Origin of the sequence: Sulfurisphaera ohwakuensis, assembly GCF_009729055.1 — an archaeon.
GTDB lineage: Archaea > Thermoproteota > Thermoprotei_A > Sulfolobales > Sulfolobaceae > Sulfurisphaera > Sulfurisphaera ohwakuensis.
The window spans coordinates 1,436,584-1,448,730 of sequence record NZ_CP045484.1 but is presented as its reverse complement, the minus strand read 5'-3'; the positions used below and the strand labels follow the sequence as shown (position 1 = coordinate 1,448,730).

The window sequence follows — 12,147 nt, the reverse complement described above, 5'->3', positions numbered from 1 at the left end:
TAATTCCTAGTTTATATTATTAATAAGTTTTTGCCAACCTAAGTAATGATTTTGCTGGTTTTTTACACATTACACACTTTGTATTACTAACATCTTTATCCTCATCAAGAGGAATACCCAAAACTCTAGCATTAGTTACATCTTGAAGTTGTAAGCCGCAATTATTATCACCACACCATGGTACTTCAACAACGCCAGCTCTTTCTTCTAAAATCTTTTTAGCCTCATTAAGGTCTTCCGTATATATTATTCTCGCTTTTAAGAACTTTAACGCCTTCTCATGTAAATCATTCTTTATTTTTTCTAATAGAGTATTTACCTCCTCTGCTGCCTTATCTTTAGGCACTGATTTACCTTCAAAAGTATCCCTTCTTTTAATATAAACAGTATTATTATTTAGTTCCTTAGGGCCTATTTCAATTCTTAAAGGAACTCCTTTTAATTCCCATATATAGAACTTCTCACCAGGTGTTTTCTCTTTATCATCATCTATTACCACAGTAATGCCACTATTCTTTAGATTCTCTCCAACTTCTTTAGCATAGTTAATAATTTTAGCAGTTGTTTCTTCATCCTTAGCTGGTATAGGAACTATAACTGCCTTTATTGGCGCTATTACAGGGTTTAGTACTGGACCATGATCATCACCATTTATAGCTATAAGTACTGCTATTACTCTATCTGAAATCCCATAACTAGTTTGATGAGGATAATCTAAACTTCCATCTTTTCTTTGGATTTTGAAATCAAAAGCCTTCGTAAAGTGCTGACCTAAATGATGCACAGTACCTATTTGTAAAACTCTTGAATCTGGTAATATAGTATCAAAAGCTATAGTGTACTCAGCTCCAGCAAATTTATCCCATTCTGGTCTTTTAGAAATCATATATGGAATTCCAAGTTCATCAAAGAACGCTTTATATATATTTATAGCTTCGTCTACTTGCCTAGCCGCATCCTCATATGTTTCGTGAAGTGTATGAGCTTCCTTGAAAGTTGTTATTTCCCTTAATCTCATCATAGGCCTTGTAGCTTTAGTCTCGTATCTAAATACACTAACAATTTGGTAATATTTTTTAGGTAATTGTTTGTAACTTTTAACCCAAAAAGATTCCATAAATGTTATAGAAGTTTCACTGGTAGGTCTTAATGCTAATTTTACATCTAGATCTTGAGAACCACCCTTAGTTACCCAATAGACTTCTTCCTCAAATCCCCTTATGTGTTCGCTCTCTTTTTTCAATAAATCTTCTGGAATGAGTAATGGGAATAAAACTTCTTCATGCCCAGTCTCATCTAATAATTTTCTGATAAGCTGAAGTACGTTTTGTCTAATCTTAAAACCATATGGCATCCATACCCCCATACCTTTTACTGGATATCGGCCATAATCATAAATCTCGGCTTCTCTTAATACCCAATCTAGCCATTCGCTAAAATTTTTCTCCCACTTTTCCCTGGAAACTTTCATTTAGGAAAAGGAAAATAAGAAGAAGATAAAAAACATTTTTGTCTTTTAGAACTTACCGAATAGCATTAATACTGCGAATAATATACCATATACGGCTATTCCTTCACCTATAGCTACGAAGATTAAAATCGTACCAAACATGTCTCTTCTTTCTGTTAATACACCAATACCAGCGGCAGCAGCCATACCTACAGCAACACCAGCACCTATTGCTGCTAAACCAATTGCTAATCCAGCACCTATGTTAAGTCCTTCAAAACCCTGTGCAGTATCATAGGGAGCTTGTGCTGAAAAAATAGCAGCAGATGCTAGAAGTGGTAACAAGAGAAGCGGTAGCCACGTTTTCTTCATATCAAGACACCGTGATATTATTTTTGAACTTCCTTTAAAATATTTCCTTTAAGCTTCTCCAGCTCATCTAGTCGTTGCTTTAATGTTTTTTCATATTCCATGTTTATTTTTGAAAGTAATTCACTTTTCTTCTGATCAAGTTTTGATTTCAAAATATTTATATATTTATCTATTGTTGATTTATCTATTTCCGACATTTTCCCCTCTCCTCTTTTGTAGGACTTTTCTTATCATTTTAAGTCTAACAAATTCTTCTCTTGTTCTATCATCTAAAACTCCTTTAATATATTTAGCAGAAGATGTATAATATGGAAGTATATAAGAATCGATTGCATTAATTAGTCTTTGAGTTTTTCTTAATTCAGCAGATAATGACCTTATTGCAGATTCCATTTCTACTAGCTCTAATATTTTCTTAAATGCTTCGGCAATTGCTTCTCTTGATTTAGTTATATAGGGTGAAACTTCTATATCACCAAAAGGTTGAGGTTGTATAGAAGTTTCATCAAGTTTAACTATAGGTATTCTTACTCCAAAAAGAACCTTAAGATCACTTTTTACTTGTAAAGATGGAGGAACAGAGTTAGCATAAGATTCCACTGTGGATATTCCTTCTGCACTCACACCCATTAAATATGTTTCATAGACCTCTTTGAGCAGTTGACTAACTTCTGAATAAAGTTTCTCATACTCATTAGCATATTCTCTTAAATATATCAAAAGAACTTCTCTTTTGTTTTCCAGTAATCTCTTTATAGTTCTAGTTAATCTTATTTGTTTTCTTAAATTAATCAAATTAAGTTTTGTAGGTAGAATTTTTCTAGAGCTCATTTCTTACCACGGTAATTAGGATGATATTTCTTAATATATTCTGACCTTATAAGTGAAAGTTCTGACTCTGGTAATATAGATAATACTTCCCAACCTATATCTAAGGTAGTTTCTATGCTTCTATTTTCGTTAACACCTTGAGCGACAAATCTTCTTTCGAATGCTTCAGCAAATAATAAATATTTCCTATCTACTTCAGATAAACTATCCTCACCTATTATTGCAGCTAAACCTCTTATATCTTGAGCCCTAGCATAAGCTGCAAACAACTGATTAGATAAATCTTTATGATCATCTCTCGTTTTACCTTCTCCAATACCATCTTTCATTAACCTTGATAAACTCATCAGTACATTAATTGGGGGATATATACCCTTATTAAATAGTGATCTATCTAACACAATCTGCCCTTCTGTTATATATCCAGTTAAATCTGGAATAGGATGAGTCATGTCATCATTAGGCATTGTTAATATAGGCATTTGAGTAATTGATCCTTTCTTACCTATTACTTTTCCAGCTCTTTCATAGATTGTAGCTAAATCAGTATACATATAACCAGGATAACCACCTCTACCTGGAACTTCTTCTCTAGAAGCACTTAACTCTCTTAAAGCTTCACAATAGTTAGTCATATCAATTAATATTGCCAATACATGCATATCCTTTTCAAATGCTAAATATTCGGCTAAAGTTAAAGCAGTTCTAGGAGTTAAGATCTTTAAAGATGGCGGATCATTAGCTAATGTAACGAACATAGCTACTCTATTAATTGCCCCGGTTTCTTCGAAAAATTTTCTAAAGAATAACGCTTCATCATATCTAACTCCTATAGCGGCAAATACTACTGCGAAATTACTTTCTTCTCCTCTAACAGTAGCTTGTTTTGCTATCTGAGCAGCTAAAGTATTTGCAGGTAAACCGCTTCCACTGAAGATCGGTAATTTTTGACCTCTGAGTAATGAATTTAAACCATCTATCGCGGATATACCAGTTTGTATAAATTCTTCTGGATATTCTCTGGTAGCCGGGTTTATTGGATCACCATTTATGTTTCTCTTCTCACCACCTATTACTGGTGGGCCATTATCTAATGGCTCACCCAACGGATTAAATATTCTACCTAACATCTCTTCTGATATTTTGACCTCTAAACCCCTACCTAGAAACCTTACTTTGGAACCAGTAGGAGAGATTCCAGTAGTGCCTTCAAATACTTGAACAAATGTTACACCCATCTGAGAATCTACAACCAATCCTCTTCTTTTACTTCCATCCGACATCTCAATTTCAACTAATTCATTATAAGCGGCATCACTAACCCCTTGAACAGCAATTAATGGACCTTTAATCATTGAAATATTTGAATATTCCCTAACATTAAGGAGACTCATTTAGCTCACCTCTTTTAATAATGAATCAAATGTAGCTTTTAATTTATTCTCTATCTCGTCAATCTTATTTAACTCATCATTCTTAATCGTGTATTTAATTCTGATAATTTCCGGCTCTATAGGACCGACTTTGTCTAGTATCTTCTTCAATGGAACACCTTTACTGATAAGATCTTGAGACTGATTATAAAATATATAGATTAACCTCATAATTCTTACCTGCTTTTGAGGTGAAGAAAAAGCATCAATATCATCATAAGCATTCTGTTTAAGGAAGGCGTCTTTTATTAGTTTAGCAGTCTCTAGGACTAATTTATCTTTTTCAGCTAAAGATTCTGGACCCACTAATCTAACAATCTGTCTTAACTCATCTTCTCTTATCAAGACTTTCATCATAGTATCACGCATCTCTTTCCAATTAGGATCTACATTCTTATGCCACCATTGAGCTACTAAGTCCACGTATGCAGAGAACCCCTGAATCCAATTAATTGCTGGATAGTGCCTTGCTTGTGCTAATGAAACGTCTAAAGGCCAAAAAACTCTTACAAATCTTAAAGTATTGCTAGTAACTGGTTCTGTAAAATCACCTCCAGGAGGAGAAACTGCAGAAGCTATAGTAACTGAACCATATCTTTCTGGATTACCAAGAGCTATAACTCTTCCAGCTCTTTCATAATATTCAGCTAATCTAGATGGTAAATAGCTCGGGAAACCTTCTTCAGCTGGCATTTCTTCCATTCTTCCTCCTAAATCCCTTAGTGCCTCAGCCCATCTACTCGTAGAATCAGCAACAAGCAGTACATCATAACCTTGATCTCTGAAATATTCGGCCATAGTAACTCCAACATAAATACTAGATTCTCTAGCTGCTACTGGCATATTACTAGTATTAGCAACTAATATAGTTCTTAATAGGAGTGGCTTTCCAGTCCAAGGGTCTTTTAACTTCGGGAACGATCTTAACTCGTCAGTCATCTCATTTCCTCTTTCGCCACAACCTACATAAATTACAACCTTTGCAGCAGACCATTTTGCTAGACTTTGCAATGTTACGGTCTTTCCACTACCGAAAGGTCCTGGAATAGCGGCTGTTCCACCTTTTGCAATAGGAAATACAGTGTCTAAAACTCTTATACCAGTTAGTAAGGGCTCCACTGGTTCCAATTTTTCTTTATAAGGTCTAGGTATTCTGACTGGCCATTTTTGGTACATTTTTACTGGTATTTCATCACCATTCATATCAACTACAGCTACTACATCTTCCACAGTATAATCTCCTTCTCTAGCTACTTCTTTTAAAGTCCCATGAACATTTGGGGGGATCAAAACTCTGTGCTCTATAAGATCAGTTTCTTGAACCACACCAATTATATCCCCAGGACCTACTTTGTCACCACTTTTTACCTTAGGAACAAAATGCCATTTAGTTTGTCTATCTAACGCTGGTATAGAGATACCTCTAGCTACAAATGGAGAATTAGAAACTTTTGCTATAGAATCAAGTGGTCTCTGTAAACCATCATATATTTTTCCTATTAGCCCAGGACCTAATTCTACTGATAATGGGGCTCCAGATCTATAAACTTTATCGCCAGGTTTTACACCATCAGTACTTTCATAAACCTGAATAAATGCTCTATCTCCTTCAATTCTTGTTATTTCACCTACTAATTTAAGATCACTTACATATACTACCTCAAACATTTGTGCCTCTCTCATACCATCAGCTATAACTAAAGGTCCGTTTACTCTCACGACTCTACCTTCAGAGACCATATTACTCACCAAATAAAATTTGGGCTATTTTATCCCTTATATCATCAAAAACTTGATTTAAAATTGTTTCAAGTGTAAAATCTTTTAATAAACTTTTATCAGGATAGTAAATTTTAATACCGCCTACTATTTTTTCATCAACAACAATCTTACAACTAATCTTCTTCTTCTTAATAATATCACTTATGGATTTTTGATCACTAGGTGAACAATAAATAATTGAACCATCGCTTACTTCTCTGCTAATAATGGATTCTAAGCCTTTTTTATAATTATCAGTTTTAACAAATTCGTACAATGATTTCTTTGCATTTTCTTTAACATTTTCTATCCAATAGTCCATTTCTTTACTTATAAGTCTCTTATTTTCTATCTCCATTTTAGCTATTTCTCCTCTAATTCTATCATTGTTTTTATTCACAAGGTCTATTATTTTAGCGCTATATTCTCTATATACTTCTGCGTAAGCCTCGTCTATTATTTGATTCATTTCAGATAAAATTTTTTTAAATTCTTCTGTAATCTTATTTTTTTCTTCATTTAAAGAATAATTCAACAAATCTTCAAAAGAAACCAACTTTATCACCCAAATCCTAATGCTCTAAGTATTAAACTTTTCACATCAATTGGTTTAGATTCACTATAAGGAGAAGGTATAATCGTAATTAAAGGCTTTTTCTGTTCCAATAATAACGAATCTATTTTCTCTTTTACTGGCGTATACAAATCATTAGAAATTAATATCAGATCTATATCCTCTCTTTTCTTTAGTTTTTGTATTGTATCCTCTAATTTTAGAGGATCTTCTAGGACTAAGCTTTCAACACCAATTAATCTAAAAAGGTTCACAGTGTACTTGTCCCCAATAACTAAAACTTTACCCATCTCGAACTATCATTTTAAATTTAAGATTAAATATTTTTAACCTATCCGTAATTTAACATAATGAATCACAGTGATTATTCCCGAGACAATGGCTAGAGTGGAAATACTGACACCGAAACAAAAAATAAACGAACTCATAACAGCCCTCTTGAAATTTAAAGAATTCGAACCAGAAGAACCTAAAACACCAATATCAAACCTTAGATTTGAGGATGCAAGACGAAATCTAGGTGAAGTAAACGAACACATAAACAAAATGAAGATCTTAATGGAATTGGGTGGATTAAATATAGAACCTCAAGGTAAAATGAAAGTAAATGACTGGATAGAGGCATCTAATCAAGTATTTATCGAGGGCTCAGAAATAGAGAATAAATATAAAGATTTACTAGAGGAAATAGGAAAATTAAGGGCAGAATTAGATACTTTGAATTCACAACTTCAGGAAGTAGAACCATTTAAAAATATTGGAATCGATCTTAAGGTTCTATATTCCTCTACACATTTCGAAGTAGCATTAGTAGTTATTAATGAAATCCAGAAAAAACAACTAGAGGATAAAGGAGCTGTAGTTATAGTAGATGAATTAGGAAATAATAGATATGCTAGCCTAGTACTTTCAAGAAAAGGCTCAAACTTAGACGAAATATTAAAAGAACTTGGACTTAGAAAATTTGAAACACCTGATTTTATTGCACCACAAATTTACTACGGTAACTTGAAGGAAAGAATTAATAATATACAAACTATACTGACTCAAAGAAGAGAAGAATTAGCTAAGAAAATTAAAGAAGATGAGAAAAATATTAAAGAACTTTATGGAAAATTACTCACAATTAGAGACGCAATGAATATTCTCGCAAAAGCAAGAAAATCTGAGTATTACGTACAGGTTGAAGGTTATGTACCAGATAAGTCACTAAAAAGACTGTCAAAGATGATAGAAAATATTGCGTTTATAACTTATGAGTATCCGAAAAGATACGGAGAAGAACAAGAAGAACCACCTACTTATGTTAAATTACCAAAATCAATTATTCCATTAGAATCTGTAATAGAATTTTATGGAACACCTTCTTATTGGGAAATTTCGCCAACAATATTCCTTATTATAACATTTCCCTTCCTTTTTGGTCTAATGTTCCCAGATTTTGGAAACGCACTTGTTCTTTTACTCTTTTCTATATGGTTTTACAATTACGGTAAAAAGAGAGGAAGCGAGAATACAGTAAAACTCTCATTAGTTCTTATATACTCAAGCATAGTTGCAATGGTTACCGGTCTTCTAGCTAGAGAATTCTTTGGTCCTTTACCAGTAGGAGGTTTACAAGAATTACTAAATAACCCGTCTGCACCAGTTGGCCCGTTATATTATGCTTGGCCCATTCCAGTTTCATTTTATGAAAAGATAAGTGATATAATTCCTACTGGTGCAAACGCAATAATTAATACAATATTATTATCATTACTACTGGGATCTATATTACTATTCGTAAGTACACTACTTGGAGTTATAAATGCTATAAAGAAAAAAGATAAAGAATTTCTATTCTTAGATAGGTTACCATTATTTATTATATATATAGTACCTCTAATAGTTTTCCTATATGGATTCATTAACATCAGCAATTATCAAGGAGAAGAAGCAATGATATTAGGAGGAATTTCATATTTCCTATTCCATTCAGGTACGCCAGCACCTCCAAGTGTACAAATTTTAGCTGACATCTTGGTAATATGGGTAGAGATAGGACTAATATACAATTGGGTTGCAAAAGCGTATCTCTTAAAGAAGCATGAGCATGCTAGCACTGGTTCAGCAATAATATTTGGCTTTATTGAAGGGGGTTTTGAGGCAGCTTTACTGTTGCTATCAAATACAATATCATTCATACGTGTACTAGTTTTTGCAATAGCACACTATTACATCCTTTATGCATTCTCTTATATGGCTTACTTGGCTGCAGGAAATCCTTCATCGTTATTGTCAGTTTTCATAAACCCAGCTGGCATAGTCATATTGATTATAGGCAATTTACTGGCAATAGCCTTAGAAGGATTAATAGTATTTATCCAAGACATGAGACTTCACTTCTACGAAATGTTTAGTAAGTTCTATGAGGGAAGAGGAAGAAAATTTGAACCAGTAATGACTTATGTTGAATTAACGCAATAAGGTAGGTCTTATTTTTTCTAAGTTCTTTCTTATTTCATCTATTTTTTTATTTATATCATTCTCATTTAGTTCGACTTTTTTAAACAGAACGCTTACCTCATTAATTTTATGATTAGATTTAATAACAAGTTCTCCAGCGAGATCCCATTTTTCTCTCTCTATATCTTTAAACCCTAACATGTTATATAGTTTTTCGGCACTCTTTGGCATTAATGGATATAGCATGATAGATAATGTCCTAAGAGAATTAACGGCAATATTTAAGACATTCCCAGCTTCTTCTTTATCGTTCTTTATCAAATTCCAAGGTGCTCTTATGTTTAAATATGAGTTACCATTTCTAGCTAACTTTAATATTTCTTCGCTTCCGGCCTTTAATTTTCCTAACTCAAATAATTCACTCATCTTTTTAGGAGCTTCTTTTATTTCACTAATAAATTTAGTATCCTCATCTTTTAGTTTTTCATATTTTATTTGAGGAACCTCTCCATTAAAGTATCTTCTTACCATACTTAATACTCTATTTGCATAGTTACCGATATCATCATTTAATTCTGTATTAACTATCCTTAGTGCTTCTCTCCATGTAAAATTAGTGTCTCTCTCTTCTGGTCTAAGTCTAATCAATATGAATCTCCAGTATTCTATGTCTAATAATTGAGGAGCTTCATCAATCCATACACCAATTTTCCTACTTTTACTGAATTTTTGCCCTTCATAAAGTAAATATTCTGTTGCCGCTATAACTGTAGGTAAAACATAATTTTCTCCAGAAGCCATTAGCATTGCTGGTAATATTACAGCATGGAATGGAATGTTATCCTTTCCAATAAAGTAATAACTTTTAACATCATTTCCAAACCAGAATTTCTTCCATTCTTCTTCTTTTCCTATCTTCTTAAAATATTCTATCGTAGCAGAGATATAACCTAATAATGCCTCAAACCATACATAGATAGTTTTACCTTCAGCACCTTCGAAAGGTGCTGGAATACCCCAAGCATTATCTCTCGTAATGCTTCTTGGCTTTAGTCCTTCTTTAACCCAACTTAAGGCTACTGACTTAACATTTTCAGGTAGTGTCTGAGAATTCTTGATCCATTCCTCAATTTTATCATTAAATGCTGAAAGATCAAAAAACCAGTGTTTAGTTTTCTTAAATACTGGCGTTCTTCCACATAATACGCACTTAGGATTAATTAGAAGTCTTGGCGTTAATAGTCTACCACAATTATCGCATTGATCTCCTCTTGCATCTTCAAATCCACAATAAGGACAAGTACCTTTCACAAATCTATCTGGTAAGTAAATTTTATCATACTCACAATATGGAATTTCATCTTCTTCAGTCTTTATATATTTTTCTAATTTTAACATAAAATCTCTGACAAAAGTTTTGTGAATTTCTGATTCTGTTCTAGTGTAATTATTATAACTAATCTCCCACACATCTAAAAATAACTTTTTATCGTATTCATGCGCTTGATCAGTTAACTCTTTAGGATTCACATTTCTCTTCTTGGCTTCTACCTCAATTGGTGTGCCATGTTCGTCACTTCCACTTACAAATACCACGTTCTCTTGGCCATATTTTAACCTTGCATATCTAGCAAAAACATCAGCAGATAATACTGATCCTATCAAATTACCTAGATGTGGTACTGCATTTACATAAGGCCATGCAGAGGCTACAAATATCTTCATATTGCTCTTAATTCCTTCGTAAAGGTAATAAGCTTATAAAAACTTTGTCACTAAATTATTAAAGGAAGTGCTAATACTAGACTTTAGAAAATATCCGTTTTTAAAACCATTAGAAGATGAATTAAACAAATATGCCGGAGGAGTAAGTCTAAATGATTTATTAGTTAATGGAAGTTATTATCTTGATCAAGCTAAGGAAAGAATAGATAAAATTTTAAAAGATAAAGAATTAGAATCTTATGATAAAATAAAGGATTCTGTTCTAGTATTTTATACAACCTTATACCTTGTAACTGCATTAGATAATGACATGCTAAAGAAAAAGTTCCTAGATAAAGAGTCACAAATAATTGAGAAAAATTTGCTTAATGAAAGTGAAGAAACACTAGTTGAAATAGCAAATTATTTAGGATTAAATATTAATTATAATAATATAGAAATAAAATATAAGAAAAATAAAAAGACTCTTTCTTTATCGCTTAAATATTCTTTGAATTTTATTGATTTTTTAAAATACACAAGAGAACTTAGAAAAATAGATAACAAATTTAGTTTAGCATCACATATACTTAAAGATGGTAAAGTATATTTAACAAAAGAAGAAATTGTAAGGATCCTAGTATTTCAAATAAGAGATAAACTAATGAAGATGGTAAATGTTAGTGACGTTGTAATCCCAGAACAAATTAGAAAGCTTGCAGATGAATTAAAGGGAAGAAAAACGCCGCCTTGTATTTTAGAATTAAAGAAAAAAAAGGAGCTAAATAATACAGAACTCGGAGTTTTAATAGCATATTATATCGATATAGGTGATGAAAAAAGTGCTATAGATCTTACAAAAGATGAGAATATTGTTAAAAAATTTAAAGGAAATAAAAAAACTAAGTATATAGTATATTCTTGTAAAAAGATGAAAGAACTTGGTCTTTGTGTAGCCTCTTGTAATACTTTAAACCCTCTTCAATTTTATTATGGTAAACTGGAATAAACTGCAATAAATCTTTGGATAACAGTTATTATAGAAAGTATTAAGAATATGAGAAAGAAATAATATGAAATAGTAAAAGATAATAGATACAACAATAAAAGTATAACCAAAAACATTATTCTTTCTCCTCTTTCTATGATTCCTCTACCTTCCATTTTTATTCCTAAGGATTCAGCTTTAGCTCTTAAATAAGAAATTGTTACAGATACACCAATTAATAGTCCTATTAAGAGGGGCGTGAAACCTAGACTAAATAACCCAGATATATAATTAATATCTTCTATTCTATCTAAACTACTATCAAGGAAACTTCCCTTACTTCCTGCTTTATTACTTAACCTGGCAACTTCCCCATCTATAGCATCCATAAATGCGGATAATGCAAGAAGAATCAAGCCAATTATTATATCTTTTAAGAAATACATAATCGCTAAATATAAGAAAGATAGAATTAAGCCTACAAAAGTTATAGTATTTGCAGACACATTAATCTTTATTAAAGCCAATGCTATAGGCTGCAATATCTTCTTAGACTGCTTTCTTATCTTAGTAATCAAAACCATCACCG

Annotated in this window: 12 protein-coding genes; 2 read left to right on the top strand and 10 right to left on the bottom strand. The window is 32.3% G+C overall.

Annotated elements, in window-relative coordinates; translation table 11 throughout:
- Positions 1-19: 19 nt before the first annotated feature.
- The 8 genes from proS to D1869_RS08040 are packed head-to-tail and all read right to left on the bottom strand — an operon-like array spanning position 20 to position 6,711.
- Positions 20-1,471 (bottom strand): proline--tRNA ligase, encoded by a 1,452-nt coding sequence (proS, locus tag D1869_RS08075; protein ID WP_156014651.1) that lies wholly within the window; start codon positions 1,469-1,471, stop codon positions 20-22.
- A 45-nt stretch (positions 1,472-1,516) separates the two neighbouring features.
- Positions 1,517-1,822, bottom strand: a complete 306-nt coding sequence (locus D1869_RS08070; RefSeq protein WP_156014650.1) for an ATP synthase subunit c family protein — start codon at positions 1,820-1,822, stop codon at positions 1,517-1,519.
- 17 nt (positions 1,823-1,839) lie between these two features.
- On the bottom strand, positions 1,840-2,019 hold the full coding sequence (locus D1869_RS08065) for an ATPase (RefSeq protein ID WP_156014649.1): 180 nt from the start codon (positions 2,017-2,019) through the stop codon (positions 1,840-1,842).
- Positions 2,003-2,653: a V-type ATP synthase subunit D gene (locus D1869_RS08060; RefSeq protein WP_156014648.1), complete on the bottom strand. Its 651-nt coding sequence runs from the start codon at positions 2,651-2,653 to the stop codon at positions 2,003-2,005. Before D1869_RS08060 ends, D1869_RS08065 begins: the two co-directional genes overlap by 17 nt.
- Positions 2,650-4,047: an ATP synthase subunit B gene (locus D1869_RS08055; protein ID WP_156014647.1), complete on the bottom strand. Its 1,398-nt coding sequence runs from the start codon at positions 4,045-4,047 to the stop codon at positions 2,650-2,652. The genes D1869_RS08060 and D1869_RS08055 overlap by 4 nt, the downstream gene beginning before the upstream one ends.
- Positions 4,048-5,826, bottom strand: a complete 1,779-nt coding sequence (locus D1869_RS08050) for an ATP synthase subunit A (protein WP_156014646.1) — start codon at positions 5,824-5,826, stop codon at positions 4,048-4,050. It lies immediately after the preceding gene.
- A gap of 1 nt (position 5,827) precedes the next feature.
- The gene (locus D1869_RS08045) at positions 5,828-6,412 is read right to left on the bottom strand and encodes a V-type ATP synthase subunit E (protein WP_156014645.1); all 585 of its coding nucleotides are present in this window, start codon (positions 6,410-6,412) and stop codon (positions 5,828-5,830) included.
- A complete protein-coding gene (locus tag D1869_RS08040) occupies positions 6,409-6,711 on the bottom strand; it encodes a V-type ATP synthase subunit F (RefSeq protein WP_156014644.1) in 303 nt (100 codons plus the stop codon). Before D1869_RS08040 ends, D1869_RS08045 begins: the two co-directional genes overlap by 4 nt.
- A gap of 70 nt (positions 6,712-6,781) precedes the next feature.
- Between D1869_RS08040 and D1869_RS08035 the strand changes: the two genes are divergently transcribed.
- Entirely contained in the window at positions 6,782-8,887 is a 2,106-nt protein-coding gene (locus tag D1869_RS08035; RefSeq protein WP_184650923.1) for a V-type ATP synthase subunit I, read from the top strand.
- On the opposite strand, the gene metG is transcribed toward D1869_RS08035, so the two are convergent.
- Positions 8,876-10,591 (bottom strand): methionine--tRNA ligase, encoded by a 1,716-nt coding sequence (metG, locus tag D1869_RS08030; protein WP_156014643.1) that lies wholly within the window; start codon positions 10,589-10,591, stop codon positions 8,876-8,878. The genes D1869_RS08035 and metG overlap by 12 nt on opposite strands.
- 67 nt (positions 10,592-10,658) lie before the next feature.
- Between metG and priL the strand changes: the two genes are divergently transcribed.
- Positions 10,659-11,579 (top strand): DNA primase regulatory subunit PriL, encoded by a 921-nt coding sequence (gene priL, locus D1869_RS08025; RefSeq protein ID WP_156014642.1) that lies wholly within the window; start codon positions 10,659-10,661, stop codon positions 11,577-11,579.
- Here the strand turns inward: priL and pgsA are convergent.
- Positions 11,561-12,145: an archaetidylinositol phosphate synthase gene (gene pgsA, locus D1869_RS08020; RefSeq protein WP_010979475.1), complete on the bottom strand. Its 585-nt coding sequence runs from the start codon at positions 12,143-12,145 to the stop codon at positions 11,561-11,563. The two genes, priL and pgsA, sit on opposite strands and share 19 nt — an antisense overlap.
- Positions 12,146-12,147 lie beyond the last annotated feature (2 nt).